Origin of the sequence: Amycolatopsis sp. NPDC089917, from assembly GCF_040684635.1 — a bacterium.
Classification (GTDB): Bacteria; Actinomycetota; Actinomycetes; order Mycobacteriales; family Pseudonocardiaceae; genus Amycolatopsis.
Map to the genome: position 1 here is coordinate 20,677 of NZ_JBFBGL010000062.1, position 26,911 is coordinate 47,587.

Sequence of the window (26,911 nt, forward strand, 5' to 3'; positions counted from 1 at the left end):
ACTGAGCAACCATGACCACTGAGATCCGGGCAAACACGCGCTCTGGCGCGATCGGCGGACTCATCCGCGTGAAAGCGGACGTTCCGTCACCCTCGATCGTTGCCCACGACGGCGCAATGTCAGCACAATGGCCGCAGCTGCAACGATTCCGATGAGATTGACCAACAGCTGACCGGTCGAATACAGGCACCGGTCCCACTGACCGGCAACCCCGGCGACCACCGCGTACCCGGCCGCGGGCACCGTCGTCACCGAGATGAAGACACCCACGAGCGCGGCGGATTTGGCCGAGGTCATGGAAAGCATTCCCGCCGCGCCGGCGAGCAGCGCGACGATCAGCGAAGCGATTCCCACCTGGTAAACGAAATCGACCTCGTGGTTCTCCGCGAGCTTGCTGACCTCGAGCACCCCGGTGGCGTTGCCCACCAGCACCACACCGAGGGTGATCACCATCGCGATCGGGAAGCCGCCGAGCAGCGCGATCCCGCCCTGCCGCACGAGATCCCCGCGACGCAGCACCAGACCGACCGCCATCGCGGCCAGCGGGCCGAATTCCGGCCCCACGACCATCGCGCCGACGATGGTGACCGCCGAGTTCGTGATGACGCCGACCGACGCCAGCAGGCACGCGATGGTCAGGAATGCCTGAAAAGTCCAGGTGAGCCGGGACTCCTCGCCGGAGCGGCCGACGAGTTCCTGCCACACCACCGCGTCCGCCGCCTCACCCGGCGCCTCCTCCTCGGCCTTGTCCGCGGCGTCGGAAACGGCGGTGTCGAGGGCTTCCAGGGTGATCCCGCCGGTGTGGTCGAGATCGAGCCCGCAGAGCGACTCGACGAGCTCGTCCGCCGCCTCACGGGCGACGTCGGCCTCGATCAGGTCGCCCTCGGGCGAGACCGCGACCCCGTGATGCACGACGAGATGCGCGGTCCCGGCGTGTGCCCGCAGGATCCGGATCGCTTCGTCAGTCCGGTCCGGCGGGCACACGGCCCTGAGATGGAGCATCAGTTCTTGGCGGGCGGCGCGGGCTTGGCGTCGATACCCGCCTCCTTGCGCTGCTCCGCCGTGATCGGCGCCGGCGCCGCGGTCAGCGGGTCGAACCCGCCGCCGGTCTTCGGGAACGCGATCACGTCACGCAGCGAGTCGGCCTTGGCCAGCAGCATGACGATCCGGTCCCAGCCGAACGCGATGCCGCCGTGCGGCGGCGGGCCGAAGGCGAAGGCGTCGAGCAGGAAGCCGAACTTCTCCTGCGCCTCCTCCTCGGACAGGCCCATCAGCTCGAAGACCTGCTTCTGCAGTTCCTGCTGGTGGATACGGATCGAGCCGCCGCCGATCTCGTTGCCGTTGCAGACGATGTCGTAGGCGTAGGCCAGCGCGTTGCCGGGGTCGTCGGCGAGTTTGCCGATCCACTCCGGGGTCGGCGAGGTGAAGGCGTGGTGCAGCGCCTTCCACTTGCCGCCGCCGACCGCGACGTCGTCGGAGTCCTCGGCCGAGATGAACATCGGGAAGTCGACGACCCAGACGAACGACCAGGCGTTCTCGTCGATCAGGCCGAGACGGCTGCCGATCTCCAGGCGGGTGGCGCCGAGCAGCGCCCGCGCGTCGGCGGGTTTGCCCGCGGCGAAGAAGACGCAGTCGCCGGGCTTGGCGCCGACGGCCTCCGCGACCGTCTCGCGCTCCTTCTCCGACAGGTTCTTCGCGACCGGCCCGCCCAGCGTGCCGTCCTCGTTCACCAGGATGTAGGCGAGGCCGCGGTGGCCGCGCTGCTTGGCGAAGTCCTGCCAGGCGTCGAGGGTGCGGCGCGGCTGGTCGGCCCCGCCCGCCATCACGACGGCGCCGACGTACGGCGCCTGGAAAACGCGGAACGGGGTGTCGGCGAAGAACGCCGTCATGTCGGTGAGTTCGAGGTCGAAGCGCAGGTCCGGCTTGTCCGAGCCGTACTTCTCCATCGCCTCGGCGTAGCTGATGCGCCGGAACGGCCGGGGGATCTCGGCGCCGATCAGCTTCCACAGCGCGGTCACGATGTCCTCGCCGAGGGCGATGACGTCGTCCTGCTCGACGAAGCTCATCTCGATGTCGAGCTGGGTGAACTCCGGCTGCCGGTCGGCGCGGAAGTCCTCGTCCCGGTAGCAGCGCGCGATCTGGTAGTACCGCTCGAGCCCGCCGACCATGAGCAGCTGCTTGAACAGCTGCGGCGACTGCGGGAGCGCGTACCAGGAGCCGGGCTTGAGCCGGGCCGGGACCACGAAGTCGCGGGCGCCCTCGGGGGTGGAGCGGGTCATGGTCGGGGTCTCGACCTCGACGAACTCCTGCGCGTGCAGCACCTCGCGGGCGGCGCGGTTGACCTCGCTGCGCAGGCGCATCGCGGCGGCGGGGCCGCTGCGGCGCAGGTCGAGGTAGCGGTGCTTGAGGCGCGTCTCTTCGCCGACGTCGACCCGGTCGTCGATCGGGAACGGCAGCACGGCGGCCTCGGACAGCACCTCGAGCTCGGTGACCAGCACCTCGATCTCGCCGGTGGGGATCTCGGCGTTGGCGTTGCCCTCGGGGCGCTTCGAGACCTCGCCGACGACGCGGACGCAGTACTCGGAGCGCAGCTGGTGGGCGCGCTCGGCCATCTCGCCCTCGCGGAAGACGACCTGGCTCACGCCGCCGGCGTCGCGCAGATCGATGAAGATGACGCCGCCGTGATCGCGCCGCCGGGCAACCCATCCGGTGAGGGTGACCGTCTGACCGGCGTGCTCGGCACGCAAGGCGCCGGCTTTGTGGGTGCGAAGCACTGCGGGTGCTCTCCTTCGGCATCACGATTCTGCGATTCGACGGCCTTCCGCCGCCGACTCGACAGGCTATCGAAAGGCCCCGAATGCCTCGCGACCAGGTACAAACCCGGCGTTTCGTCAGATCGTCGGCCAGGCTTCCAGCGCCGCGACCATCCGCCGCGTGTGCGCCAGGTAGTCGGGCACGGTCAGGACCCGGCCGTCGATGTTCTCCAGCAGCCAGCCCGCGGCCGCCTCCTTCGAGGCGAAGAACTGCGTGCAGACCAACGCCCCGACGTAGTCCTGACCGAGGGTGAGATCGATGTCGGACAGCCGGGACGCGGCGACGACCGCGTGCGGCGGGTCGACGCTCAAGACGTGCGCGCGGGTGAAGTGGACGCGGACGCGTGCCCCTGTCGCCGGGCAGACCGAATCCGCGTGCACGGGCTCGCCGGTGGCGAACGCCAGCAGGAACAGGTCGACCTGGTACCGGTCGGAGCCCGCCCTCGCCGGGCCGGGACGCGATCCGCGGTCCATCACGACCAGGCCGTCACGGATGACGAAGCCCATCAGATCCATCAGCCGGTGGGCCTCGGCGGGCTCCATCCCGACGGTGGCGGCGAGTCTGCCGATGGCGATGGGATGCCTTCCCGCCCTGGTCAGCTTGGTCGCGGCCCAGGCGATGCGGACAGCGGCGGTGCGATCCGTACGGGTGGTCAACAGGCACCTCCTCGCCTTCCTCTTCTCAGAGGTTAAGCACGAAAAGGATTTCCGCCAAGTGACTGCGCCGAACGGCCGAATACGTTGTGCGGTAAGAAGATTCACATTACGTACGGCACATCGGGGAGACGTTTTCCGGTAGTGCCCGAAAGAAGACGATCTTTCGATCGGCAGAGGCAAAAGTGACTCGGGCGCCGGATTCCGCCGCGGTGAACGCGATCCGGTCCGTGACTCGAGCGCCACGTTCGAGACCTTGAGCGTCCCAGGCGTGGCGCTCGGGACACGCTCACCGATCCGAAACGCCTCTCACGGCCCACCGGCCGCTCACAACAGCTTGAGCTGTTCCACGGCGGGCACCACCTCCTCGGACCGCTGCACGGGCATCGTCACCTGCATGCGTTCCCCGTCATCGGCACGGGCACCGAAACCGTGACGGCGCAGCAACGGGCCGACGCGGGTTCCCAGCCGCTCCCGATAGGACTTCGGGAGATAGGCGCCGCGCGAGTACAGCTCCCGGTATTTCGGCACCAGTTCCGGATGCTCCCGGCCGAGCCAGCGCGCGAACCATTCCCGCGCGCCCGGCCGCAAATGCAACGGGAGGACGGTGACCCGCGTGGCGCCGGCCTCGGCCAGCCGCGCGAACAGGGCGTCCAGCGCCTCCGCCGAGTCAGTCAGATACGGCAGCACCGGGGCGACCAGCACCGAACACGGGAGCCCGGCGTCCCGTGCCTTGCGGATCAGGTCGAGCCTCGCCCGCGGGCTCGGCGTCCCGGGTTCGAGGCGGCGCTGCAGGCCTTCGTCCAGCAGCGCGAGGGAGATCGCCAGCCCAGCGGACACGTCCTTCGACACCGACTCCAGCAACGGCAGGTCTCTCGCCAGCACGGTCCCCTTGGTCAGGATGGACAGCGGCGTGCCCGAATCCGCGAGCGCGGTGATGATGCGCGGCATCAGCTCGTACCGGCCTTCGGCGCGCTGATACGGATCGGTGTTCGTGCCCATCGCGACGTGCTCGCGCGTCCAGCTCGGGCGGCGCAGCTGCGCGGCCAGCACCTCGGGCGCGTTGACCTTCACGATCACCTGCGTGTCGAAGTCGCGTCCGGCGTCGAAATCCAGGTACGTGTGGGTGTTCCGCGCGAAGCAGTTGTGCGTGACCATGCCGTCGGCGATGAAGTCGCCGGTCCCGGTGGTGATGTCGAACAGCGGCAGCTCGATGCCGAGCGCTTCGATGGACGACACCTTCCGCCTGGTCCGGCCGATCGCGAGCCCGTCGAGCGACCGTTTCCAGGCGACGGCGGGATCGGCGAGGTGGAAGAACCGCACCTCTTCCGACGGACCGCCGAGCAGCTGCACCGTCCACAACGGACGGAACTTGACGTTTTCGGTTTTGACGTAACGGAAGCCGAAATTGTCCAGAGCGGCGCAGAAGGTCGAGACGATCTCCTGCTCGTCGTGGGTGACGCGCAGCGCGCCGTGCCGATGACTCCCGGCGAGGTCGAACAGTCCCGCCAGGAACCCGCGCCGCCAATGGGAATCCGGCGACGGCGGCACCTGCACGAAGCCGACCGAAGCGCCGAAGTCGGGCAGGTACTTGAGCGCGCGGTCCGCGGCGTCCTTCTCGGCCGAGAACCCGCCGGAGCGCAGCATCCCGCAGAGATATCCGGCGCGATAGCCGAGAGTGTCGTCCGGTGTGCGGACGAGTTTCCCGACGCCGACGAGTTCGGTGCCCCCGACCAGATGCGGCCGCTGCGCCGCGCCGAACCGGGTGCCGGTGACGTGTTTCCAGCCGCGGCCGGTCAGGAACCGGTGGTCGCCACTGGCCACGATGGACGTTCCGTCGTCGAGGGTCACGCGGTACGCCGGTTTCAGCGTCGACCAGTGCGCCAGCACCTCCGTCGGCACCAGGCGCCTGCCCGCGCCGCGGCCGCGCGTCCCGTAGATCGCGTCGCCGGGCGCCAGGTCCGCCAGCGGTTTCGTCCGGCCGTCGGCCATCAGGATCGGCGTCCCGCCTTCGAGGCAGTACGTACACGCGTGCGAACAGCCGCGGTACGGGTTCACGGTCCATCCGAACGGGACACCCGAACCCTGGGGCACCTTGTTCAGCACGGATTTGGCGTGCACCTCGTGAAAGGTGACGCCGTCGAACTCGGGGGTGCGCACCGAACGCCGCAACCCGTCCAATCCGGGCAGCACCGGCTCGCCGCCGTCCACCCGCTGTCGATCCCATCGCACCCGATCAGTCGAACACATGTTCTAGACGGGTGTCAAACAGGTGTTCGAACGTGGGTGATCTTCGCGGTATCTACAGCTTCTTGATCTCGTCCGTGACGTAGCCGGCGGGCTGGATCAGCCCCGCGCACCGGCTTTCCCCGCGCGGTGTCGCCGACCGGCGCCGCACGGTCACCGAGTAGAAGTCCTCGCCGCCGCGCACGGTGACCACTCGCGCGTCGGATTCGAGCAGCGGCTCCTCCTGGACGGCGAGCACGTCGTCCAAACCGGACAGATCGAGCCGGCGGCGGATCGCGATCTCCGCGAACTGCGCCCACGCCGTACGGGCGGACGTGCGACCGCGGAGCTGCTCCGGTTCGACCTGCCCGCGCAGGGCGGCCTTGGCGACCAGCGCCGCCTCGGCCGGGTTGAGCTGGCCGTGAAGGAAACCGTCGGGGACCACGAGGAGGTTGCCCGCCCAGCGGTCGCCGCCGACGTGGCTGACCTCCCAGGAACGCCCCGGATGATTGGTGTTGAGCGCCGAGGCCAGCGGGCGGCCGAGCACCGCGCAGCACATGTCCTTGGTGCCGTGCGTACAGACCAGGAAGAGCGGGCCGTCGACCCGTTCGCCGAGCCCGCCGACGCCGTCCGCGATCAGGTCGAGGTCCAGCCCGGCCAGTTCGCTCAGGTCGTGGATCTCCAGGCGTTCCAGCCAGCGGTTGCCCGGCTCGCCCCCGCCGACGAACACGGTACGGGGACGATCCGGGTCGCGCCGGTGCTTGCCGGGACGGCGGATCAGCAGCGGACGGAGCCCATGGGACCGTCTCAAGTTCTCGAGCAGCTCGCGGCGCTCGGCGGGGAAAGCCTCGTCGAGGACGTTTTCCAGCGCGTCCGCGGGCCAGGGGCCCGGCTGCTCGATGAGCAGCCAGCGGCGCATGTCGGCCGCGGTGCCGGCGGGGCTCGCGCCCAGCATGCGCGCGACGGTCGCGCAGCCCGGCAAGGCGGCGGGCGGCGCCGGACCGTCCGACGCGGAGGTGTCCGAAAGCTGAGCGGTCATCGGCTGACCCCTCCGGACTTGACCTTAGGCATGCCTTAGCTTACCCCGTCCGCACTCCCTTCACACTTTCCGTCCGTTGTGAGATTCAGCCGATCGAGAGAAGTCCCTGCGTGGTGAGCTCCCCGAGGAAGGCCCGGACCGTCCCCCGATCGAGTTCGGACAGCTCGGCGAGTCGCTTGACCGCCTGCGGCGTGCCGTCGAGCAGCGCCTTCAGCAGCGGCGACGCGGCGGCCGCGAAAACGAACCGTTTACCGTCCGCGAGCAGGGTCACCCTGCCGTCACTCTCTTCGAGCACCGCCCGCGGGACGAGGAACCGGACCTCGGTCTCGTCACCGTCCGGCAACAGGCCCGGGGTCGCCGCCCACGGCAGCCCGACCCGCGGATGCGCCGGGGCCGACGAGTCGCGTTCGGCGAGGAACCTGTCGACGACGTCGCCGGTCAGCGCGGTTTCGAGTTCCGCGCGCAGGGCGGCGGCACGCGCCGTGCGCTCCTCCTCCGTCCCGAACCTCGGCAGATCCTGGCGGAAGGCGGTGCTCGACCGCAGCTTGTCGGCGAGCCAGGACACCAGGTCGATCCCGGTGGCCGGACTGAACCCGAGCGTGAGGTGCAGCGACATCTCCCCCACCGCGGTGACGTCGTGCCAATGTCCGCGCGGGACGTAGAGGACATCGCCGTCTTCGAGGATGAAGTCGTCGATCGGCTCACCGGGCCGCTCGGGCTGCTCGACGTCGCGATGCAGCGGTGCGGGCCTGGTCGGGCCGTGCATCCGCCAGCGTTTGCGGCCGGCGACCTGGATGATGAACGCGTCGTGGTCGTCCCAGTGCACGTCGAAGCCGTGGGTCACGCCCCAGCCCGCGTACAGGTTGACCTGGACGCTCTCGCGGAGGTCGTGTTCGAGTCCCCTGGCGAGGTCGCCGATCGGATCGCTGAGTTCCTGGATGGCGTCGAGCACCATCGTCGCGCCACCGCGGAGGTGCTCGGTGAACGGAGCGGCCCGCAGGCGGGGGACGGTGCCACTGCGGCGGGTGGGGACGAGATCGGTGTAGCTCTCCATGGGCACCGGGGTGCCGTCGAGCGCCAGGCGCAACCGCGGGAACTCCAGGCGGTGCTGCCGGAGGATCGCGTTCAGCGCCGGCCACGGCAGCAGGCCTGCGAACCGGCCCGCGGGCCCTTCGAAACGGCGGTAGGTCTCGCCCTGGACGTCTTGGAAGAACTGGCTGACCCCGAGCGGAGCCACGAGGTCAGCCAGTGTCGGCGTTTCGGGCACTCAGCCGTCGTTGCCGTCGTTGTCGGCGGCCGCGCCGTTGGCCTTCCCGCGGTCGACCGCGGTCGGGATCTTCTCGACCTCCAGCAGCAAACCGCTGTCGGGAGCCTGCGTACCTGACTGTTCCTGTGCCATCCTGCCACCTTTTCTCAGACGAGCGGACGGACCGAAAATCGGCCTGGAGCGCCGCCCAGCCTACGACACGTTTCGAAAAAATTCACTGTCCAGCAGGGAAAAACGGCCTGGTGAGCGATCTTCGACACCGTGGCGCGAGTTCACCCGGACAGCGGTTCTAAGCTGCCATCCATGGCTGATGCGGCATCCTTCGTCCGTCCTCGCTGGGACGTGCTCGCGGCCGTCGGCGTGGGGGGCGCGCTGGGCAGCCTGGCCCGCTACGGCCTGTCCGTCGCGCTCCCCCATTCCCCGGGGCGATTCGCGCTTTCCACCTTCGCCACCAACGTTTCCGGCTGCCTGCTGATCGGTGTCCTGATGGCGCTGCTGAGTGCCACGACCGACCCACACCGGCTGCTGCGGCCGTTCCTCGGGGTCGGGATCCTGGGCGGCTACACCACGTTTTCGACCTACGCGACGGACACACTCGATCTCGTGACGAACGGGCGCCCGTTCACCGGGTTGGCGTACGCGTTCGGCACGGTGGTCGCCGCGTTGGTAGCGGTCTACGCCGGGCACGGGATCACCCGGGCGGTGACGAAATGACCGTCCTTTTCGTCGCGCTGGGCGGCGGCCTCGGCGCGATCCTGCGGTTCCTGACCGATCTGCGGGTGCGGGCGTGGCGCGGCCCCGCCTTCCCGTGGGGCACCCTGACGGTCAACATCGTGGGCTCGGCGATCCTCGGGGTCCTCACCGGCTGGGCGCTGTACGGCGGCGAGCCGGACGGCGTCCGCGCGCTGCTGGCCGTCGGGTTCTGCGGCGGCCTCACGACGTTCTCGACCTTCAGCTACGAGACGCTGCGCCTGTTCGCCGAGAAGACGCGAGTGCGCGCCGTGCTGAACGTCGGCGTCACGATGGTCGCCGGGATCGGCGCCGCGGCGGCCGGGCTCCTGCTCGCCGCCGCCGTCTGGCACTGAGTCAGTCTTCGGGCGCCATGCGCCACGCGGCCGCCGCGACCGCCTCGCGCTGTTCGGCCGGGAGACCGGCCGCCATCTCCTCCAGCTTGTCGACGACGCCTTCGTGCGCGGCGTTCGCGAGCCGGAGGCCCTCTTCGGTCAGCGTGATCTTGAGCGCGCGGCGATCGCCGGCATCCGCGACCCGCTCGACGAGCGCGCGCCGCTGCACCCGGTCCACCAGGCCGGTGACACTGGATTTCTCCAGGTTCAGCATCTTGCCGAGCTCGGTCATCCCGACGCCGGCCTCCCCCTGAGCCAGCACGCAGAGCAGCTGCGCCTGCTGCGGAGTGAGGTCGTGAGACCGGCCGACGTCGATGAATGCCCGCTGCACCAGATGCGAAAGCCGCACCAGCGCCGTCGCGAATCCGAGGTCTTCGGCCGTGGTCATATCCGCAGTCTACTTGACGATGGTTCGGAGTACGAACTACTGTAGTTCGCAGTACGAACATTACGCACTACGAACTAGGGGATCCCATGAGCACGACCGTGGCCGTCATCGGCGGGGGATACGGCGGGACAGCCGTCGCGAAGGAACTGGACTCGCTTGCCGACGTCGTCCTCGTCGAGCCGCGCGAGGACTTCGTCCACCACGTCGCCGCGTTGCGCGGACTGGTCGATCCGGAGTGGACGGACCGGCTCTTCTACCCGTACGCCGGGCTTCTCGAACGCGGACGGGTGCTCCGCGACCGCGCGGTGAGCGTCGACCAGGGCGGTGTCACGCTCGCGTCGGGCGAGCGGCTCACGCCGGATTACGTCGTCCTGGCGACCGGGTCGGCGTACCCGTTCCCGGCGAAGATCGATTTCCACGACAGCGCTTCGGCGAAGGCGAAAATCCGTGCCACCCGGGAAGAACTCGCGGGCGTGGGCAAGGTGCTGCTGCTCGGCGCGGGCCCGGTGGGCCTCGAACTGGCGGGCGAGATCAAGGCGGTGTGGCCGGAGAAGGCCGTGACGATCGTCGACCCGGCGAAGGAGATCTTGCCCGGCTTCCCGGAGGAGTTCCGCGCGGAGATCCGGCGTCAGCTCGACGGGCTGGGCGTCGAACTCCTGCTCGGCACCGCACTGGCCGAGGCACCGGTCTCGGAACCCGGGCAGGCGAAGACGTTCACCTCGGGCCTCACCGGTGGCGGCGAAGTGACCGCCGACCTGTGGTTCCAGTGCTACGGCGGCGCGCCGCACACCGCGTACCTCGACGGCTCCCTCGCCTCCTCCCGGCGGCCGGACGGCCAAGTGGAGGTGAACGCCGACCTGCGGCTTCCGGGACAGCCGAGGGTGTTCGCGCTCGGCGACATCACCGCGCTGCCGGAAGGGAAACTGGCGAAGGTGGCCGGCGACCACGCGGAGGTCGTCGTGGCCAACATCCGGGCGCTGATCGAGGGCGGCGAGCTGCGGACCCACACGCCGGGCGGGCCGATGATCTCGTTGCCGCTCGGGCCCTCCGGGGGCGCGACCTACGCGGAGGAGGTCGGGATCCTGGACGCGGCGACGACGTCGGAGATCAAGGGGTCGCACATGATGGTGTCCCGGTACGAAGAGCTCTTCGGGACGGCGTAGGGCTCAACGTCGCGAAAGCCACTTCCGGGACGTCGGGTGTCCCGAAAGTGGCTTTCGCGACACCCGAACCCGGCAGGCAGGCACGCGCGCGATCGAGCACGACACCTCCGCCCACTTTCGCGTGACCAGATGGACGACACCTGTGATCAGACGGACGACACACGTGACCACATGGACGACACGCGACGGGGACTCGGCTGTCTCCGTGTGTCGTCCGTCTGATCACGCGAGCCGTCCACCCAATCACGTGTGTCGTCCGTACGGTCACGCGAAACCGCCGGACCGTAGGTACTCAAGACACGATTCGTTCTAACGACCCGAAACACTCACGACCACCGAGAGACAGCGCCCCCGGCGAGGGCCGCGTGTCGCGAAAGCCACTTTCGCGACGTCTAATGTCCCGAAAGTGGCTTTCGCGGCATGATCGCCGGGGTGAGCCGGTCAGTGAAGGAGGCTTCAGCGCGGAGCGAGACCCCGCACGTGCGCGAACGGGTCCTCACCCGTAGGCAGCAAAGCGATGATCGGCGTCGTCAGCCCGTTGTCCACATAGGACTGAACCTGCTCGCGGCAGGAATCGAGGCTGCCGTGGACGATCAAGTCGTCGACGACCTCGTCCGGGATGACCTGGTTCGCCTTCTGCCGGTCACCCGCGGCCCACGCTTCGTGCATCGGCGCGAGCGCCTCGCCGCGGCCCAGCCAGTCGTGGAACGCCGCGTACACCGGCACGGTCAGGTAGCTCGAAATGAGCATCCGGCCGAGCCCGCGCGCGGCGGCCTTGTCCTCGGTGGGGCAGACGAAGATCCGCGCGGCCAGCTCGACGTCCGGTCCGACTTCGGCGCGCACCTTCGGCACGTCCGACGCGGCGAGCCAGTTGGTGATGGCGCCGTCGGCCTCCTTCGCGGCCAGCCGCAGCATCCCCGGCCGCAGCGCGGCGAGCATGATCGACGGCGGCGGGTCGGCCGGCCGTTCCAGCCGGAACTTGCTGACCGAGAAGGACTCGTACTCCTCGGAGACCTTCTCCCCCGCCAGCGCCGACCGCAGGAACCGCAGGGTGTCCCGGGACCGCGCGAACGGGGCCTCGAACTCGGCGGCGTTCCAGTTCCTCACGATCACCGGCGACGACGCGCCGATGCCGAGCACGAACCGGCCGGGCGCCAGTTCCGCGACCGTGGCCGCGCTCATCGCCAGCAGACCGGGTCCGCGCGTGTACACCGGCACGATCGCGGTGCCCAGCCGCAGCTGCGGCGCCCACTGCGAGGCGAGCACCAGCGGGGTGAAGGCGTCGTTGCCCGCGGTCTCGGCCGACCACGCGTCGGTGTAGCCGAGATCCGGCAGCTCCTGCACCATCTCCCGGTGCGCCGCGAGCGGCACCCCGGTCAGCGGAATGGTGATGCCCCACCGTTTCATGCGTTCTCCTCGCTCTCGACCGCGTCACCGGACAGCTCGCGCACGATCCAGTCCACCTGCGTGCGCATCAGGTTCTCCGCGACCTCTTCGGCTTGCGGTGTCATATGCGTCGCGCCGGCCAGCGGCAGGAACACGTGCGGACGGCCCTTGGCCAGCAGGGCCGACGAAAGGCGCAACGAGTGGGCGACGAAAACGTTGTCGTCGGCCAGTCCGTGGACGATCAGCAGCGCCCGCGAAAGGTCGCCGGCGTCGGCGATCAGCGAGTTGTGCTCGTAGGAAGCCGTGTCCTTCTGCGGAAGCCCGAGGTAGCGCTCGGTGTAGTGCGTGTCGTACAAGGACCAATCGGTCACCGGGGCGCCCGCGACACCGGCGTGGAAGACGTCCGGACGGCGCAGCACGGCCAGCGCGGACAGATAACCGCCGTAGGACCAGCCGCGGATCGCGACCCGGTCCAGGTCCAGTTCCGGACGCAGCGCCGCCGCCGCGTGCAGGGCGTCGACCTGGTCGGCGAGGGTGACGTCGGCGAGCTTGCCCGAGATCTCCTTCTCCCAGGCGGAACCCCGGCCGGGCGTCCCGCGGCCGTCGGCGACCAGCACCGCGAAACCCTGGTCCGCCAGCCATTGCGGGGTCAGGAAGGCGTTGCGGGTCTGCAGGACACGCTGGGCGTGCGGGCCGCCGTACGGGTCGAGCAGCACCGGGAGCTTGCCTTCGCTCTCCTCGTACCCGGTCGGCAGCACCAGCGCGGCACGCAGGCCCCGCTCCCCCAGCGTCAGCCAGGTCAGGTTCGGGACGACGTCGGGGTCGACGGTGTGGGAACCGATGCTCGCCACCGTCTTGTCGCCGGCGACGACGCTCACCGCCGGGCCGCTGCGGTCCAGGCTCCACGAGGAAAGCACGGCCAGCGAGGCGTTCCCGGAGCCGACGTGCACACCGTCCTCAGTGGACAGACGGCGGAGTTCGCCGCCTTCGGTGCGGAAGACGTGGATCTGCGTCGGGTCGGCTTCGGACGCGCTGAACAGCACCTCGTCGCCGACGTGCAGGATCGACCGCACCTGCAGCCCGGACGGGGTGACCGCGACGCCGTCGACGACCAGCCGGTGGTCGCCGTCGGCGGCGCTCTCGCGCACCAGGCGGCCGTCGGCGGTCCACGCCGGAACGCCCGCGGCGAGCTCGACCCAGTGCTCGTCGGTCTCGGTGTGCAGGACCTCGACGGAACCGTCCGCCGGGTCGACCGCCTGGATCTCCAGCGTGCGCTGGTCCCGCGACTGCACGGACAGCAGCGGCTTGCCCGCCGCCGACCAGTGCACCGCGGCCAGGTACTCCCAGTCGGTCTTCGCGACGTCGACGCGCGAGCCGTCGAGGCCGAGGATCGCCAGCGTCACGTCCGCGTTCGTCGTGCCCGCCGCCGGGTACGCGACGACGTTGGCCGCCGACTGCGGATTGGCGGGATCGGCGATCGTCCAGCGCGGCACGTTCGCCCGGTCGGACCGCTCGACCAGCAGGCTCTGCCCGTCCGGGGCCCACCAGTACCCGCGAGTGCGGCCCATCTCCTCGGCCGCGATGAACTCCGCGAGTCCCCAGGCGATGTCTTCACTGTCCTCGCCGTCCTCCTCGACGAGCACGCGGTCCGCGCCGGTGGCCCGGTCGATCACCCGCAGGCGCCGGTCGCGGACGTAGGCGACGCGGGCGCCGTCCGGGCTGGGCCGCGGGTCGACGACCGAGCCCTCGACCAGCACGGACACGTCACCGGTGGCCAGGTCGAGGGTGTGGAGCTTGCCTGAGAGCGAGAACGCGGCGACGGTGAAGGCGTCGTCGACCGCGTAGCCGACCACGCCGCCGCCGGTCTCCCGGCTGCGCTCGCGGCGGGCGCGCTCCTCGGGCGGCAGGTCCTCCTCACCGGGCAGCAGCTGGGCGGCGTCGACCAGCTTCGTCTCCTCGCCCGACGCGACGTCGAACGACCACAGGCTGTGCCGCGGGTCGGTGCCGGACTCGGACCGCAGGAACAGGACGCGCGAGCCGTCCGGGGCGACCTTGAACTCTTTCGGCGCGCCGAGCGTGAAGCGCTGAGTACGGGCCTGACGACGGAGGAACGGGAGATCTTCGAAGCTGGTCACGCCCGAACTCTCTCAGACGATCAACCGGGAACGCCAACGCCTTCCAGCTTCTTCAGCTCCGTCTCGGGGTCGAAGTCGGCAGGCGGGAACTTCGGGTCCAGCTCCTCGATCGTCTCGATCAGCAGCCGCGCGACCAGGTAGTTGCGGTACCACTTGTGGTCAGCGGGGACGGTGTACCAGGGCGCCGTCTCCGTCGAGGTCTTGGCGAAGATGTCGGCGTAGGCCTTCTGGTAGTCGTTCCACTGGGCGCGCGCGTCGAGGTCGGCGGGGTTGTACTTCCACCACTTCGCCGGGGTCTCCAGCCTCGCCTTGAGCCGTTTGAGCTGCTCCTCCGGCGAGATGTCGAGGAAGACCTTCACGACCGTCGTGCCGGCGTCGGCGAGTTCCTTCTCGAACGCGTTGATCTCGGCGTAGCGCTTGCGCCATTCCGCGGCGGGCACCAGCTTCTGCACGCGCGGGACCAGGATGTCCTCGTAGTGGGAGCGGTCGAAGACGCCGACCTGCCCGGGCACGGGAAGCTGCTTGCGGATCCGCCACAGGTAGTGATGCCGTGCCTCGGCCGCGGTCGGCTTCTTGAACCCCGCGTACCGCACGCCCATCGGGTTGACCAGGCCGAGGACGTGGCCCACCGTGCCGCCCTTGCCGGAGGTGTCCATCCCCTGCAGGACCAGCAGCAGGCTGCGGTTTCCGCCGCCGACGCCCTCCGCGTAGAGGGCCTCCTGCAGCTTCGCGAGCTTGGCCCCGGCCTCGGCGAGTTCTTCGAGCGCCTTGGGCTTCTTCTTCGGTCCGATCGGGAACGTGCCCGGGTCGTGCCGCTCGGTTCCCTTGCCGATCCTCAGCGTGTCCCGGACGGACACGGTGTCCTTTTTCGCCATCCGGCGACGATAACCGCGGCCGGGGTATCGCGCCTCCGGTGATCAAGTACTCGTCTGCATGATTTCGTCGCACGAACGAGTCGATACGCAACGAACAACGGGTCAAAGCAACGTTTCCCGGATGAAGTCCACCACCGTGGCATCTAACCTGAACGCATGACGACCGCCGACTTCATCGCGCTCGACGAGCAGTGGAGCACGCACAACTACCACCCCCTGCCCGTGGTGATCGCCACCGCCGAAGGCGCTTCGGTCACCGACGTCGAGGGCAAGACCTACCTCGACTTCCTCTCCGGTTATTCCGCGCTGAACTTCGGGCACCGCCATCCCGGGCTGATCGCCGCCGCGGTCGAGCAGTTCGGCCGGGTGACGCTGACCTCGCGCGCCTTCCACCACGACCAGCTCGGACTGTTCTGCCGGGAGCTCGCCGAGCTGACCGGTACCGAGATGACCCTGCCGATGAACTCCGGCGCGGAGGCCGTCGAGTCCGCGGTGAAGATCGCCCGCAAGTGGGCGTACCGGGTCAAGGGCGTTCCCGACGGGACCGCCGAGATCGTCGTCGCCGGCTCGAACTTCCACGGCCGTACGACCACCATCGTGTCCTTCTCGACCGACGAGACCGCGCGCGCCGACTTCGGGCCGTTCACCCCGGGCTTCGTCACCGTCAAGTACGGCGACGCCGAAGCGCTGCGCGACGCCATCACCGAGCGCACCGCCGCGATCCTGCTGGAACCGGTGCAGGGCGAGGCGGGCGTGATCGTGCCGCCCGCCGGCTACTTCGCCGAGGCTCGGCGGCTGTGCGACGAGCACAACGTCCTGTTGATCGCCGACGAGATCCAGTCCGGTCTCGCGCGCACCGGCACCGTCCTCGCGCTCGACCACGAAGGCGTTCGCGCCGACGTCTACACCCTGGGCAAGGCCCTCGGCGGCGGGATCATGCCGGTCTCGGCCGTGGTCGGCGGCAAGGACGTGCTCGGCGTGCTGCGGCCGGGCGAGCACGGCTCCACCTTCGGCGGGAACCCGGTCGCCTGCGCGATCGGGCGGGCCGTGGTCGGGCTGCTCAAGACCGGCGAGTTCCAGGAGCGCTCGCGGGAGCTGGGCGCCCACCTGCACTCCCGGCTCGGCGAACTGGTCGGGAACGGGCTGGCCGAGGTGCGCGGGCGCGGGCTCTGGGCGGGCATCGACATCGCGCCCGGCGGGCCGACCGGCCGGGAGGCGTCCACCGCGCTGGCCGAACGCGGCGTGCTGTGCAAGGAGACGCACGACCACACGCTGCGGATCGCGCCGCCGCTGGTGATCACCCGCGAGGAACTCGACCGGGGTATCGACGCGATCACGGAGGTCGTCAAGACCCGGTGAACCTTTCGGGCGGCCGGTACGTTGGCTGTCCATGGGAGACGAGCGGGAGTGGGTGGAGCGGCCGCTGGTCGGCACCGAGACGGTGACGCCGGAGGACTGGTTCGCGAGGGGCAAGGCGCTGCGGGACGAGGTGCCGTCGTCCGCGCACGATCACGCGGCGGCGGGCGACGGCCGCCCCGGCGTGGCGGAGTTCTTCGCGCGGACCAACGAAGGCCGCCTGCCGGACCTGGTGGAACTGCGGCGCGAGCGCATGCTCGCGTCGCCGTTCACCTTCTACCGCGGGGCCGCCGGGCTGATGGCCGCCGACCTGGCGGGCTCGCCGGTGTCCGGGCTGACGGCGCAGCTGTGCGGAGACGCGCACGCCGCGAACTTCGGGCTGTACGGCACGCCCGAAGGCCGGATCGTCATGGACATCAACGATTTCGACGAATCCGTGCCGGGCCCGTGGGAATGGGACCTCAAGCGGCTCGCGGCGAGTCTCGTGCTGGCCGGACGTGAAGGCGGCATCGGCGAGTCGGGCTGCCGCGAAGCCGCCGAGGACGCGGTGAAGTCCTATCGGCGCACCATCCGCGGGCTCGCGGAACTGCCGTTCCTGCGGTCGTGGAACGCGCTGCCGGACGCGTCGGTGCTGAGCAAGGTCCGCGCGCACGACCTGATCGACGACTTCGAGGAAGCGGCCGAGAAGGCGCGGAAGAACACCAGCGCCAAGGTCACCGCGAAGTGGACCCGGCGGATCGACGACCGCGAGACCGGTCTCGAACGGCACCGGTTCGTCGAGGATCCGCCGGTGCTCACCCACGTCGACGACGCCACGGCGGAAGCGGTCGTCACCGGACTGGTGTCCTATGTGGACACCCTGCGCGAATCGCGGCGGACGCTGATCTCGCGGTACCGGGTGTCCGATGTGGCCTTCCGGGTGGTCGGCACCGGGAGCGTCGGCCTGCGCAGCTATGTCGCGCTGCTGCACGGGAACAGCGGTGAAGACCTTGTCCTGCAAGTGAAACAGGCCAACCCGTCCGCGCTCGCGCCGTTCCTCGGCCTGGCCGCGCCGGAGCACGAGGGCCGCCGGATCGTCGAAGGCGCGCGGCTCGTCCAGGCCGAGACCGACATCCTGCTCGGCTGGACGACCATCGACGGCGTGCCGTACATCGTGCGCCAGTTCCGGAACCTCAAGGGCGACATCGATCCGGCGGAGCTGAAGAGGGACCACCTCGACGACTACGGCCGCCTGGCGGGCGCGCTGCTCGCGCGGGCGCACGCGCGCTCGCTGCATCCGCGGATGCTCGCGGGGTACTTCGACGACGACGAAGACCTCGACGAGGCCATCGGGGCGTACGCGGTGCGGTACGCGGATCAGACCGAAGCGGACCACGAGACCTTCGCCGCGCTCTGACCCTCACATCACACCAGGGCCAGGACGTCGTCCGCGCAGCCCCAGGCCAGCGTGATCCCCGCTCCCCCGTGCCCGTAGCAGTGCACGACGTCACCCTCCCGTTCCAGCCGCACCTGCGGCCGGAACGGCCGCAGGCCGACCTTCGCGCCCAGCACCGGCGCGTCGGCCAGCGCGGGCACGAGTTCCCGGCAGCGCCGCACGATGTCCGCGGTCACCCCGGGATCCGGCTCGGTGGAGTCCCGGCCGGGCTCCTGCGTGCCGCCGCAGACGACGTGCCGTCCGTGCGGGATCACGTGCCGCAGCACCGGCGTGGCCCCGTCGACGATCCATTCGGTCAGTCCCGGATCGGCGAGGTGGACGACCTGCCCGCCGACCGGGACGACGGTGCCGTCGCCCGCCAGCCGTCCGGCGCCGAGCCCGGCCGCGTTCACCACGAGATCCGCGTCGAGGTCGTCCAGCCGCGAAACGGCGCGGTACTCGGTGCGCACGCCCAGCGCGGCGACCCGTTCGGCGAGCCACGCGAGGTACACCGGCGTGTCGATCACCGCGGTCGTGAAGGCGAGCCGTCCGGGTTCGTGCTCCAGGTCGGCCATCGAGAACGCCCAGGACGGCACAGGCGCCTCGCGGGGGATGAAGAACGTGCCCCGGCGCAGGCGGACGCCGGGAGCGCCGAGGGTGCGGTAGTCCTCCACGCTCGTCGCGGTCCAGCGATCGACGCGGCCGGAGCGCACCGAGAGCGGAGGGAACAGCACGCCGCCGGCGACCGCCGACGTCGTCTCGCCGGGCGGGTCGGCCGTGACCACCGTGAGGTCGTGACCGGCTCCGGCCAGCCGGTACGCGCAGCTCAGCCCGATCACACCGCCGCCGACCACCGTGATCCGCATCGAATGCCCCTTCCGCACGCCGTCCCTGCATGGTGACTGATCGCGGGTCACGTAATCTCGCCGGATGAGCGGAAAGGCGCCGTACGGGCTGGTCGCGGTGACCTGCGCGGTGATCATGGTCGTGCTCGGGGTGCTGGTCTCGGGCGAAGGCCCCGCGGGTCCCGACGAGCTCGCCGCCAAGTGGGTGGAGCGCACCTTCGGCAGCGCTAACGGTCTCCTCCGGCTGCTCGTGCTGCCGACCGAGGCCTACGTCCTCATTCCCGTGGCGGCCATCGCCGTCGCCCTCTGCCTGGCCGGACGGCGCAGGCTCGAAGCGGCACTGACCGTCCTGGGCCCGCTCATCGCGATCTTCGCGAACAGCTGGGTGCTCAAACCGCTCTTCGACCGCTGGAAGACCACCTACCTCGCCTACCCCAGCGGGCACACCGTCGCGCTGGTCGCGGTGCTCACCGTGCTCGTCCTGCTGGCCCGGCCCGGCGTCGCGACCGCCGTCATCTCGGTCGTGGGCGCGGTGGTGCTCGTCGGGGTCACGATCGGCATGATCGGCCTCGGCTACCACTACCTGACCGACGTCGTGGGCGGCACGCTGTTCGCCATCGCGGCCGTCTGCGCGACCTGGGCCCTGCTCAGCCGGGCTGCACGGCGTCGCGAGCCAGTGCCGTCAGACGGCTGACGGCCCGCAGGTACTTCTTGCGGTAGCCGCCGTTCACCATCTCGTCGGTGAACAGCAACGGCACGGGCTCGCCGGAGACCACCAGCGGGATCGCGCGGTCGTAGAGCCGGTCGGCGAAGGCGACCAGCCGCAGTCCGACGTTCTGGTCGGGAACCGGGTGGATGTCGCGCAGGTGCACGCGGCTCACGCCGTCGAGAAGCCTGCCGTAGCGCGAGGGATGCAGCCCGGCGAGGTGGTCGCACAAGGCGTCGAAATCATCCACAGTGGACTCGGGATGCGCGGCGGCGGAGGCTTCCAGCTCCTCCGGGCTCACGGGCGGCGGCGCGTCCGGCAGGCCGCGGTGACGGTAGTCAGGGCCGTCGACCCGGCAGACGCCGAACTTGGCGGACAGCGACTGGATCTCGCGCAGGAAGTCCGCAGCGGCGAACCGGCCCTCGCCGAGTTTGTCCGGCAGCGTGTTGGAGGTCGCCGCCACGAACACCCCGGCCGAGATCAGCTCCTGCAACAGCCGGGTGACGAGCATGGTGTCGCCGGGATCGTCGAGTTCGAACTCGTCGATCGCCAGGAACCGGTGTTCGGAAAGCCGTCGCACCGCCTCGGCGAACCCCAGCGCGCCGACGAGGTGGGTCAGCTCCACGAACGTGCCGTACGCCTTGGGCGACGGCGTCTCGTGCCACGTCGAGGCGAGCAGGTGCGTCTTGCCGACACCGAAGCCACCGTCGAGGTAGAGCCCGCGCGGCCCGGACGGCTCCTCGTCCCCGCCGCCGAACAGCGCGCGCAGCTTCGACTTCGGTTTCCGGTTCGCGGCCTCCGCCACGCGCTTCGCGAACGCGCCGCAGTCGACGACGGCCTCCGCCTGGCTCGGCTCGTCCGGATTGGGCACATAGGTGGAGAACCGGACCGCGTCGAACCGGGGAGGCGGGACGAGCGCGGTGATCAGCTCGTCGGCGGAGAGCTCCGGACGGCGATCGATCAGGCGGGCGGGCATTCGCCGAGAGTAACGGCACCGGGGGACGCCGTTCACTCTCCCTGACCGGGCGTATCCCCCGCTCAGCGGTGCCGTCGGGCCCGTGCTGGGATGGTCGTGTGCAGCTTTTGTGGCCAACGACACCGGCGGATCCCGTCTCCGATGCCGACCTCGAACGGCTTTACGGGTATCCCGAGGACATGACCGCCATGAACCGTCCCTGGGTGCAGGTCAACTTCGTCAGCTCCGCCGACGGCGCGGTGGCGGTCGACGAGCTGTCCGAGGGGCTTTCGCATCCCGCGGACAAGCGGATCTTCCTGATGGGACGGCTGCTTTCCGACGTGATCCTGGTCGGCGCCGGCACCGCTCGCGCCGAGGGTTACCGCGGTGCGCGGATCACGCCCGCGCGCGCCGCCCGCCGGGTCTCGCTCGGGCTGTCGGAGGTCCCGCCGATCGCGGTGGTGACCCGTTCCGGTGATCTCGACCCCGCGGGCCCGTTGTTCACCGACACCAAGGTTCCGCCGATCGTCATCACGACCGGGAAGGCGCCCCGGGCCGCGCTGGAGCGCGCGGGGGCCGAGGTGCTCGTCGCCGGGACCGACGACGTCGACCTCCACCGCGCGCTCGCGCTGCTGGCCGAACGCGGACTGCGCCGTGTCGACTGCGAGGGCGGGCCGGGGCTGTTCGCCGACCTGATCGCGGCCGACCTGGTCGACCAGCTGTGCCTGACCGTCGCCCCGCTGCTGGCCGGCGCGGGCGAACGCCGGATCGCCGACGGCCGTCCGTCCCCGGCGCCGCGGCGGATGGACCTCGCCTCCGTGCTGTTCGAAGACGGCTTCACCATGCTGCGCTACCGCCGCCGGGAGGGCGGGTGAGAGAGCCCGCGCCGGTTCCCGACGAGGAACTGGCGGCCCGGGCCGCCGCCGGGGACCACGGTGCCTTCGACACCTTGGTTCGGCGGCACACGGCCAGGATGTACCGAGTGGCGTTGCGGATCACCGGCAGCACGTCGGAAGCCGAGGACGTCGTCCAGGAAGCCTGGCTTTCCGCGTGGCGGGCGCTGCCCGGGTTCCGGTACGAGTCCGCGGTGTCGACCTGGCTCTACCGGGTCACCACGAACGGCGCGCTCAGGCAGGTCCGGCGCCGGAAACCGACCGTGCCGCTCGACGAGGGCGACGCGGGCGTCGTCCCTGGTCCGGAGCGTCACGTGGTGAGCGCCGAGCAGGTCGACACGGTGCTCCGCGCGATCTCGGAACTCGACGTCGGCCAGCGGATCCCGCTGATTCTGCGAGAATTCGAAGGGTTGACCTACGACGAGGTTGCCGAGGTGATGGAAGTGAGCGTGCCCGCTCTGCGCACTCGGCTGCATCGCGCGAGAGCGGCGCTGCTGGCGAAACTCGGCGACAACTTCCGACCCCGGGAACGGTGATGAGCGAGGATCCGCGCGACGACCCCCGGTGGGAGCAGGTACGCGCCGCCGCGAGCCGTCCGGTGCCGACGCCGCCAGGACTCATCGAACGGGTGCTCCGGTCGGTCGGGGGCGTCCGTGGCAAGCACACCACCCCTCCCCTCGATCTGCCGTCTGCGGGCGGGAAGACCCAGGTGTCGGAACGGGCGCTGGTGCTGATGACCCGGAAGCTCGCCGCCGGGATCGGCCGCGACCTCGGCGGGGTCCACGTCTCGGCCGTCGCGCTCGAGGACGACGTGCTCCAGGTGCTGGTGACGGTCCGGTTCGGCGTCGAAGCGGCGGTCGCGGAACTGTTGCGGCACCGGGTCAGCGCGGCGCTGACCGGGCAGCTCGGGTCGGCTCCGCCGACGATCAACGTCCACGTCGTCGACGTGCACCCCGACTGAAGCAAGCGACAGAAGCGGCGGTGGCCCGTCACCTCCGGAAGGTGAACCCCGGAACTGATTACCCCATCCGGGGGACATCGCGTGACGACTCGGCGTGCGCGCGTGTCCTGGTCGGTGAGAGCGTAGGGACCGCCGCGCGCGCAGGTCGCGCGGCGCAGGCCGAGAAGGAGCGAACTCCATGGCGCAGCCGAGCGTGAGCAAGCCCGACACCCCGGTGGTGGGGTCGTCCCTCAACGAGGAAGGAGCCGCCGGCAAGACCACGATCTCGTCGGTGGTGGTGCAGAAGGTGGCGGGCCTCGCCACCCGCGAGGTCACCGGGGTCCACGCGCTGGGCGGCGGGGTCTCGCGGGCCTTCGGCGCGATCCGCGAGCGCATCCCCGGTTCCGGCACGGTCACCACGTCCGGTGTCTCGGTCGAGGTCGGCGAGAAGCAGGCCGCGATCGATCTCGACGTCGTCGTCGAGTACGGCGCGCGCATCGTCGACGTCGCCCGCGCGGTGCGCCGCAACGTGATCGGCCAGGTCGAGCAGATCACCGGCCTCGAGGTGATCGAGGTCAACATCGCGGTCAACGACATCCACCTGCCCGACGAGAACGGCGGCGAGACCGAGACCTCGCGGGTCGAGTGATGAACGGGACTCAGACCGGCCTGCTCGCCGGCCTCATCCTCGGCCTCGCCGCGACCCAGGGCTTCACCGCGTTCCTGGTGACGCTGGCCGTTGGCGTCATCGGCCTCGTCCTCGGCCGCGTGCTCGACGGCGAACTCGACCTCGGCGACCTGTTCGGCCGGGGCCGCGACAAATGACCCTCCCGGCCGAACCGGAGGACCGCGGCACCCTCACCATCGCGCCGTCCGTGGTCCGCAAGATCGCGCAGCACGCCGCGGACCAGGTCGACGGGACCACGCGCGCCGAGCGGCGGATCGCCGGGCTCGGGCTGGGGACCCACGGCGCGAGCGCGAAGGTCGGCGGTGAGGGCAACGACGTCGACCTCCTGCTCGACGTCGCTTTGCACTACCCGGCGCCGGTGCGGCGGATCGTCGGCGATCTCCGCGCCCGGGTCACCGAGGAGGTCGAACGGATCACCTCGTACCAGGTCCGGGACATCTCGGTGACGGTTTCCGCGCTCCTGCCCGACATCGCGCCCCGCGTCAGCTAGAAGGAGCACCATGCGTTTGTTCGTCCGCCTGCTGTCGGCCCTGATCGGGCTGGCGCTGGCCGCCGCGGGGGTCCTGCTGGCCTTGGAGGTCGGCTGGGGCTGGTGGCGGCCCGGGCGGGGGCCCCTGTTCGTCCCGTGGGACGACTGGCGCGACAGGCTCGCGGAACTGTCCTGGACCACCACCGAGGTCCGTTACCTCGCGATCGCCGTCGCGGTCGTGGGGCTGCTGCTGATCCTGGCGTCGGCCTCGGCCGGGCGGCGCGCCATCCGGCTGACCGATCCGGCGAACGAGGTCAGCGTGACCACGTCGCCGCGCTCGCTGGCGAGGCTGGTCGGGGTGACCGTGCGCGCGCAGGACAACGTCGCGGGCGCGAAGGTCACCGCCACCGCCAAGAAGATCCGTGTCCGTGCGACGAGCAGGCTGGAAACCGAAGGCGAGCTGCGGCCGCGGCTGCTGGAGACGGTCTCCGGTCTGCTCGACGACGTCCCCCTGGTGCGGCGGCCGAAGGTGTCGGTCGTCGTCGACTCCCCGAAGGACCGCCGATGACCCGTTCGGTCTCCGCCAAGGCACTCGGCCGGTCCACCGGCACGGAACGGACGCTGACCGTCCTCATCGGACTCCTCGCGCTGCTCGGTGGCGCGGCGGTACTCGTGGTCGGCGCGGGCTGGCTCGGCACGTACCGCGCGAACCGTTCGCTCGTCGACCCGATCGCGCTCGACTGGCTCCTCCGGAACGCGCTCGCCGCGCGGATCGGGGCGCTCGTGCTCGGCGTCCTCCTGCTGTGGCTGGGCTTGTGGTGGTTCTCCCGGTCACTGCGCCCGGAAGGCCGTCCGGATCTCGAACTCGACGACCTCGTGGTGACGGCGTCGGCCATCTCCGAGGCCGTCCGCGTCGACGCCGAAACGATCGACGGCGTCGGGCGCGCCCGGGTCCGCGCGGTCGGCGACAAGGAGAACCCTGCGCTGCGGATCACGCTCTGGCTCGTCGAGGGCACCGACCTGAAACGGGTCTGGGAACAGCTCGACCTCACCGTGCTGGCCAGGGCGCGGGAATCTCTCGGCGTCGACGTGCTGCCCACCGCGGTCCGGATCGAACTCGACACGGCAGCACCGCAACGGGTGCGCTGACCGTGTCCTTGCGGCAAGAATGGCCGTCATGTCGCTTCCCTTGACTCCGCCGGTCAAACCGATGCTCGCCAAACCGGCGAAGGCGATCCCCGATTCCGGCGGGCTGCTGTTCGAGCCGAAATGGGACGGGTACCGATGCCTGGTGTTCCGCGACGGTGACGAACTGACCCTGCAGTCGCGGTCGGAGAAGCCGCTCAACCGATACTTCCCCGAGGTCATCGAGCGGCTGAAGGCGACCCTGCCCGAGCGGATCGTGCTCGACGGCGAACTCGTGGTCGGCCGGGACGGGAAGCTGGACTTCGACGCGCTGACCGACCGGATCCACCCCGCCGAGAGCCGGATCAAGCTGCTCGCGGACCAGACTCCGGCGGAATTCGTCGCGTTCGACCTGCTGGCGCTCGGCGACGAGTCCTATCTGGACGAACCGACGTCGAAGCGCCGGGAACGGCTGGAGAAACTGGCTTCGGACGGCATCCACCTGACCCCGGCCACCTCGGATCCGGCGATCGCCCGGCACTGGTTCGAGCTGTTCGAGGGCGCGGGGCTCGACGGCGTCATCGGCAAACCACTCGACGAGCCGTACACCCCCGGCAAACGCGTGCTGCTGAAGTACAAGCACTCGCGCACCGCCGACTGCGTGCTCGCGGGGCTGCGCTGGCACGTCGACGGCGAAGAGGGCGAGATGGTCGGCTCGTTCCTGCTCGGGCTCTACGACGAGAACGGCGTGCTGCACCACCCCGGTGTCGTCGGGTCGTTCCCGGTCACCCGGCGGCGTGAACTGGCCGAGGAGCTGGCGCCGCTGATCACCGACGGGGCCGATCACCCCTGGCTGGGCGACAACGTGCGGGAACACCAGCGGATCCCCGGCGGGATCACCCGGTGGAAGTCCAAGGAAGCCCCGTGGGTGCCGCTGAAGCTGGAGAAGGTGGTCGAGGTCGGCTACGAGCACACCGAAGGCGGGTATCCGTCGCGGTTCCGCCACACCGCGCAGTTCAAGCGCTGGCGTCCCGACCGCGAACCGGACTCCTGCACCTACGCGCAGCTCGACGAGGTCGCCCGCTACGACCTGGACGCGGTGTTCCGCGGCGAGGTGAAACGCACCCGCTAACCGGGGCCTGACACGTCACCTGCGAAGCTCACCTACGAGCTTTTGTCATGCCCGGAAAGTGAGGACCAGCCCGTGCGCCCCGCCAGCACCGTCCGCCGCAGGCCACGGCTGATCCTGATGACGACCGTGGTCGCGGCCGTGCTCACGGGCTGCACGGCCGGACCGTCGGTCCGGCCGGCGGTGATCGACAACGACGGCAAACCGGACCCCGGCTCGTCGACGTCCGCGCAACCGGTGCCGTTGCCGCCGCTCGCCGAGCCGCAGTCGCCGTCGATCAAATGGGACGACTGCGACGAGGCGACCAGGCAGCGGCTGGGCCAGCCGTCCGTGCCGGACACGCTGAAGTTCTCCTGCGCCAGGGTGCCGACCACACTCGACGCTCCGGACCTGCCGGGCCGCGGGCTCTCGCGGCTGTCGGTGGTCAAGACCGGCGGCGGGCCGATCCCGCTCGTCGTGGTCAACGACGTCGACGGTGAACCGGGCTCGCTGTACGCCGCGCGCCTGGCCGCGACGCTGCCGCCCGAGTTCCTGCAGAAGTTCTCGCTGATCGGCGTGGACCGGCGCGGGACCGGGACTTCCGCGCCGGTGCAGTGCGTCCCGGCGGAGATCCGCACCGACCTGCTCGGCGGCGACCCGGCGGCCGGTGACCTCGAAGGCGTCGTCGACGCGGCGCGCAAGGCGGGGCAGCAGTGCGCCATCGAACTGGACGACTCGCAGGTCGCGATGGACAGCTGGCGGGCCGCGGGCGACCTCGAAGAGCTCCGGCAGCAGCTGGGGCTGGACAAGCTGCACGCGCTGGGACGCGGTGACGGTTCGAAGGTCCTCGCCGAATACGCCGTGCGGTTCCCGGCGCAGGTCGGCCGCATGATGCTCGACGGGCTGCCCGATCCCGCGCCCGACGGCGCCGCCGTGCAGGAATCCGTCGCCGCGAGCGCGCAGGCGACCCTCGACGCTTTCGGCACCGAGTGCATCGCGAAAGGTTGCCCGATCGGCGACGCCCGCGCGGCCGTGACCGCCGTCGCCGACCGGCTCCGCTCGGCCCCCGCGACGACCACCGACGGCGCGGAGATCACGCCGGGGATCGCGCTGTACGCCGTCTACTCCGGGCTCGCGCAGCGCTCGCGCTGGGTGGAGCTCGCCGAGGCGCTCAAATCCGCGCAGACCGGTGACGTCACGCCGCTGGCCGCGTTCGCCGAGCCGGTGCTGAAGGATTCCCGGGCGCGGCCTTGGCGTAATCGCCCATCTGGTGGTTCTCCGTTTCCTCACCCCCAACCGGTCGGGGTGACCGGTCCAGGGGACTCCTCGAGTCGAATACTCA

The 26,911-nt window shown here is 70.4% G+C and carries 29 protein-coding genes; 16 read left to right on the forward strand and 13 right to left on the reverse strand.

Translation table 11 applies throughout. The features are described from left to right. Positions 1-60: 60 nt before the first annotated feature. The 7 genes from AB0N89_RS32860 to AB0N89_RS32890 all read right to left on the reverse strand — a co-directional run bounded on the left by AB0N89_RS32860 (position 61) and on the right by AB0N89_RS32890 (position 8,131). A complete protein-coding gene (locus AB0N89_RS32860; protein ID WP_364212770.1) occupies positions 61-1,002 on the reverse strand; it encodes a DUF389 domain-containing protein in 942 nt (313 codons plus the stop codon). Then, entirely contained in the window at positions 1,002-2,774 is a 1,773-nt protein-coding gene (aspS, locus tag AB0N89_RS32865) for an aspartate--tRNA ligase (RefSeq protein WP_364212773.1), read from the reverse strand. Before aspS ends, AB0N89_RS32860 begins: the two co-directional genes overlap by 1 nt. Positions 2,775-2,891: 117 nt before the next feature. Continuing rightward, a complete protein-coding gene (merB, locus tag AB0N89_RS32870) occupies positions 2,892-3,470 on the reverse strand; it encodes an organomercurial lyase (protein ID WP_364212776.1) in 579 nt (192 codons plus the stop codon). Positions 3,471-3,794: 324 nt separating this feature from the next. Next, a complete protein-coding gene (locus tag AB0N89_RS32875) occupies positions 3,795-5,699 on the reverse strand; it encodes an intein-containing Rv2578c family radical SAM protein (RefSeq protein WP_364212779.1) in 1,905 nt (634 codons plus the stop codon). A 70-nt stretch (positions 5,700-5,769) separates the two neighbouring features. After that, complete coding sequence (locus tag AB0N89_RS32880) at positions 5,770-6,732, reverse strand: sucrase ferredoxin (RefSeq protein WP_364212782.1); 963 nt, start codon at positions 6,730-6,732, stop codon at positions 5,770-5,772. Between the two features lie 85 nt (positions 6,733-6,817). Continuing rightward, positions 6,818-7,999: a cupin domain-containing protein gene (locus AB0N89_RS32885; protein WP_364212785.1), complete on the reverse strand. Its 1,182-nt coding sequence runs from the start codon at positions 7,997-7,999 to the stop codon at positions 6,818-6,820. Continuing rightward, complete coding sequence (locus tag AB0N89_RS32890) at positions 8,000-8,131, reverse strand: hypothetical protein (protein ID WP_005157133.1); 132 nt, start codon at positions 8,129-8,131, stop codon at positions 8,000-8,002. A gap of 171 nt (positions 8,132-8,302) precedes the next feature. Here AB0N89_RS32890 and crcB (AB0N89_RS32895) point away from each other — a divergent pair, with 171 nt between their 5' ends. Beyond that, positions 8,303-8,713: a fluoride efflux transporter CrcB gene (gene crcB / locus AB0N89_RS32895; protein ID WP_364212788.1), complete on the forward strand. Its 411-nt coding sequence runs from the start codon at positions 8,303-8,305 to the stop codon at positions 8,711-8,713. Beyond that, positions 8,710-9,084: a fluoride efflux transporter CrcB gene (gene crcB, locus AB0N89_RS32900; RefSeq protein WP_364212791.1), complete on the forward strand. Its 375-nt coding sequence runs from the start codon at positions 8,710-8,712 to the stop codon at positions 9,082-9,084. Before crcB (AB0N89_RS32895) ends, crcB (AB0N89_RS32900) begins: the two co-directional genes overlap by 4 nt. Before the next feature lies 1 nt (position 9,085). Here the strand turns inward: crcB (AB0N89_RS32900) and AB0N89_RS32905 are convergent, their stop codons facing one another. Further along, the gene (locus tag AB0N89_RS32905) at positions 9,086-9,511 is read right to left on the reverse strand and encodes a MarR family transcriptional regulator (RefSeq protein WP_364212794.1); all 426 of its coding nucleotides are present in this window, start codon (positions 9,509-9,511) and stop codon (positions 9,086-9,088) included. Between the two features lie 86 nt (positions 9,512-9,597). Here AB0N89_RS32905 and AB0N89_RS32910 point away from each other — a divergent pair, with 86 nt between their 5' ends. Beyond that, positions 9,598-10,674 (forward strand): FAD-dependent oxidoreductase, encoded by a 1,077-nt coding sequence (locus AB0N89_RS32910; RefSeq protein WP_364212797.1) that lies wholly within the window; start codon positions 9,598-9,600, stop codon positions 10,672-10,674. Positions 10,675-11,130: 456 nt separating this feature from the next. Here AB0N89_RS32910 and AB0N89_RS32915 read toward each other — a convergent pair whose 3' ends face one another. From AB0N89_RS32915 to AB0N89_RS32925, 3 genes are read right to left on the reverse strand one after another with little or no spacing between them, the layout of a single operon-like run. Continuing rightward, on the reverse strand, positions 11,131-12,081 hold the full coding sequence (locus AB0N89_RS32915; RefSeq protein WP_364212800.1) for an LLM class F420-dependent oxidoreductase: 951 nt from the start codon (positions 12,079-12,081) through the stop codon (positions 11,131-11,133). Further along, positions 12,078-14,195 carry an alpha/beta fold hydrolase gene (locus tag AB0N89_RS32920; RefSeq protein WP_364212803.1) on the reverse strand — a complete coding sequence of 706 codons (2,118 nt, stop codon included), beginning with the start codon at positions 14,193-14,195 and terminating at the stop codon, positions 12,078-12,080. Before AB0N89_RS32920 ends, AB0N89_RS32915 begins: the two co-directional genes overlap by 4 nt. A 20-nt stretch (positions 14,196-14,215) precedes the next feature. Continuing rightward, the gene (locus AB0N89_RS32925) at positions 14,216-15,070 is read right to left on the reverse strand and encodes a PPK2 family polyphosphate kinase (protein WP_364212806.1); all 855 of its coding nucleotides are present in this window, start codon (positions 15,068-15,070) and stop codon (positions 14,216-14,218) included. A gap of 156 nt (positions 15,071-15,226) precedes the next feature. On the opposite strand from AB0N89_RS32925, the gene rocD reads away from it, so the two are divergent. Next, entirely contained in the window at positions 15,227-16,429 is a 1,203-nt protein-coding gene (gene rocD, locus AB0N89_RS32930) for an ornithine--oxo-acid transaminase (RefSeq protein WP_364212809.1), read from the forward strand. Between the two features lie 31 nt (positions 16,430-16,460). Further along, positions 16,461-17,822, forward strand: a complete 1,362-nt coding sequence (locus AB0N89_RS32935; protein WP_364212812.1) for a DUF2252 domain-containing protein — start codon at positions 16,461-16,463, stop codon at positions 17,820-17,822. Between the two features lie 8 nt (positions 17,823-17,830). Here AB0N89_RS32935 and AB0N89_RS32940 read toward each other — a convergent pair whose 3' ends face one another. Then, positions 17,831-18,706, reverse strand: a complete 876-nt coding sequence (locus AB0N89_RS32940; protein ID WP_364212815.1) for an FAD-dependent oxidoreductase — start codon at positions 18,704-18,706, stop codon at positions 17,831-17,833. A 64-nt stretch (positions 18,707-18,770) separates the two neighbouring features. Here AB0N89_RS32940 and AB0N89_RS32945 point away from each other — a divergent pair, with 64 nt between their 5' ends. After that, entirely contained in the window at positions 18,771-19,379 is a 609-nt protein-coding gene (locus tag AB0N89_RS32945) for a phosphatase PAP2 family protein (protein ID WP_364212818.1), read from the forward strand. Here the strand turns inward: AB0N89_RS32945 and zapE are convergent. Then, a complete protein-coding gene (zapE, locus tag AB0N89_RS32950) occupies positions 19,333-20,367 on the reverse strand; it encodes a cell division protein ZapE (RefSeq protein ID WP_364212821.1) in 1,035 nt (344 codons plus the stop codon). The two genes, AB0N89_RS32945 and zapE, sit on opposite strands and share 47 nt — an antisense overlap. A gap of 98 nt (positions 20,368-20,465) precedes the next feature. On the opposite strand from zapE, the gene AB0N89_RS32955 reads away from it, so the two are divergent. The 10 genes from AB0N89_RS32955 to AB0N89_RS33000 form a co-directional block, all read left to right on the forward strand. Beyond that, positions 20,466-21,221 (forward strand): pyrimidine reductase family protein, encoded by a 756-nt coding sequence (locus AB0N89_RS32955; protein ID WP_364212824.1) that lies wholly within the window; start codon positions 20,466-20,468, stop codon positions 21,219-21,221. Continuing rightward, a complete protein-coding gene (locus AB0N89_RS32960) occupies positions 21,218-21,775 on the forward strand; it encodes a sigma-70 family RNA polymerase sigma factor (protein WP_364212827.1) in 558 nt (185 codons plus the stop codon). The genes AB0N89_RS32955 and AB0N89_RS32960 overlap by 4 nt, the downstream gene beginning before the upstream one ends. After that, positions 21,775-22,200 (forward strand): hypothetical protein, encoded by a 426-nt coding sequence (locus tag AB0N89_RS32965; protein ID WP_364212830.1) that lies wholly within the window; start codon positions 21,775-21,777, stop codon positions 22,198-22,200. Before AB0N89_RS32960 ends, AB0N89_RS32965 begins: the two co-directional genes overlap by 1 nt. 178 nt (positions 22,201-22,378) lie before the next feature. Next, complete coding sequence (locus tag AB0N89_RS32970) at positions 22,379-22,828, forward strand: Asp23/Gls24 family envelope stress response protein (protein ID WP_364212833.1); 450 nt, start codon at positions 22,379-22,381, stop codon at positions 22,826-22,828. Further along, positions 22,828-23,004 (forward strand): hypothetical protein, encoded by a 177-nt coding sequence (locus AB0N89_RS32975; protein ID WP_005157087.1) that lies wholly within the window; start codon positions 22,828-22,830, stop codon positions 23,002-23,004. The genes AB0N89_RS32970 and AB0N89_RS32975 overlap by 1 nt, the downstream gene beginning before the upstream one ends. Then, positions 23,001-23,357, forward strand: coding sequence for an Asp23/Gls24 family envelope stress response protein (locus AB0N89_RS32980; RefSeq protein WP_364212836.1), 357 nt, complete (start codon positions 23,001-23,003; stop codon positions 23,355-23,357). Before AB0N89_RS32975 ends, AB0N89_RS32980 begins: the two co-directional genes overlap by 4 nt. Positions 23,358-23,367: 10 nt before the next feature. Continuing rightward, complete coding sequence (locus tag AB0N89_RS32985) at positions 23,368-23,904, forward strand: DUF6286 domain-containing protein (protein ID WP_364212839.1); 537 nt, start codon at positions 23,368-23,370, stop codon at positions 23,902-23,904. Next, a complete protein-coding gene (locus AB0N89_RS32990; protein WP_364212842.1) occupies positions 23,901-24,485 on the forward strand; it encodes an alkaline shock response membrane anchor protein AmaP in 585 nt (194 codons plus the stop codon). The genes AB0N89_RS32985 and AB0N89_RS32990 overlap by 4 nt, the downstream gene beginning before the upstream one ends. A gap of 28 nt (positions 24,486-24,513) precedes the next feature. Continuing rightward, positions 24,514-25,593: an ATP-dependent DNA ligase gene (locus tag AB0N89_RS32995; protein ID WP_364212845.1), complete on the forward strand. Its 1,080-nt coding sequence runs from the start codon at positions 24,514-24,516 to the stop codon at positions 25,591-25,593. Between the two features lie 72 nt (positions 25,594-25,665). Continuing rightward, positions 25,666-26,911 (forward strand): alpha/beta fold hydrolase (locus AB0N89_RS33000; RefSeq protein WP_364212848.1); only part of this gene is annotated, 1,246 nt, incomplete at its 3' end.

Bases quoted from the DNA above. Each gene is read 5' to 3' on its own strand.
- AB0N89_RS32860 (WP_364212770.1), bottom strand. From the start codon at position 1,002: ATGCTCCATCTCAGGGCCGTGTGCCCGCCGGACCGGACTGACGAAGCG.
- AB0N89_RS32880 (WP_364212782.1), bottom strand. From the start codon at position 6,732: ATGACCGCTCAGCTTTCGGACACCTCCGCGTCGGACGGTCCGGCGCCG.
- AB0N89_RS32890 (WP_005157133.1), bottom strand. From the start codon at position 8,131: ATGGCACAGGAACAGTCAGGTACGCAGGCTCCCGACAGCGGTTTGCTG.
- crcB (WP_364212788.1), top strand. From the start codon at position 8,303: ATGGCTGATGCGGCATCCTTCGTCCGTCCTCGCTGGGACGTGCTCGCG.
- crcB (WP_364212791.1), top strand. From the start codon at position 8,710: ATGACCGTCCTTTTCGTCGCGCTGGGCGGCGGCCTCGGCGCGATCCTG.
- AB0N89_RS32905 (WP_364212794.1), bottom strand. From the start codon at position 9,511: ATGACCACGGCCGAAGACCTCGGATTCGCGACGGCGCTGGTGCGGCTT.
- AB0N89_RS32910 (WP_364212797.1), top strand. From the start codon at position 9,598: ATGAGCACGACCGTGGCCGTCATCGGCGGGGGATACGGCGGGACAGCC.
- AB0N89_RS32915 (WP_364212800.1), bottom strand. From the start codon at position 12,081: ATGAAACGGTGGGGCATCACCATTCCGCTGACCGGGGTGCCGCTCGCG.
- AB0N89_RS32925 (WP_364212806.1), bottom strand. From the start codon at position 15,070: ATGGCGAAAAAGGACACCGTGTCCGTCCGGGACACGCTGAGGATCGGC.
- rocD (WP_364212809.1), top strand. From the start codon at position 15,227: ATGACGACCGCCGACTTCATCGCGCTCGACGAGCAGTGGAGCACGCAC.
- AB0N89_RS32935 (WP_364212812.1), top strand. From the start codon at position 16,461: ATGGGAGACGAGCGGGAGTGGGTGGAGCGGCCGCTGGTCGGCACCGAG.
- AB0N89_RS32940 (WP_364212815.1), bottom strand. From the start codon at position 18,706: ATGCGGATCACGGTGGTCGGCGGCGGTGTGATCGGGCTGAGCTGCGCG.
- AB0N89_RS32945 (WP_364212818.1), top strand. From the start codon at position 18,771: ATGAGCGGAAAGGCGCCGTACGGGCTGGTCGCGGTGACCTGCGCGGTG.
- zapE (WP_364212821.1), bottom strand. From the start codon at position 20,367: ATGCCCGCCCGCCTGATCGATCGCCGTCCGGAGCTCTCCGCCGACGAG.
- AB0N89_RS32965 (WP_364212830.1), top strand. From the start codon at position 21,775: ATGAGCGAGGATCCGCGCGACGACCCCCGGTGGGAGCAGGTACGCGCC.
- AB0N89_RS32970 (WP_364212833.1), top strand. From the start codon at position 22,379: ATGGCGCAGCCGAGCGTGAGCAAGCCCGACACCCCGGTGGTGGGGTCG.
- AB0N89_RS32975 (WP_005157087.1), top strand. From the start codon at position 22,828: ATGAACGGGACTCAGACCGGCCTGCTCGCCGGCCTCATCCTCGGCCTC.
- AB0N89_RS32980 (WP_364212836.1), top strand. From the start codon at position 23,001: ATGACCCTCCCGGCCGAACCGGAGGACCGCGGCACCCTCACCATCGCG.
- AB0N89_RS32985 (WP_364212839.1), top strand. From the start codon at position 23,368: ATGCGTTTGTTCGTCCGCCTGCTGTCGGCCCTGATCGGGCTGGCGCTG.
- AB0N89_RS32990 (WP_364212842.1), top strand. From the start codon at position 23,901: ATGACCCGTTCGGTCTCCGCCAAGGCACTCGGCCGGTCCACCGGCACG.
- AB0N89_RS32995 (WP_364212845.1), top strand. From the start codon at position 24,514: ATGTCGCTTCCCTTGACTCCGCCGGTCAAACCGATGCTCGCCAAACCG.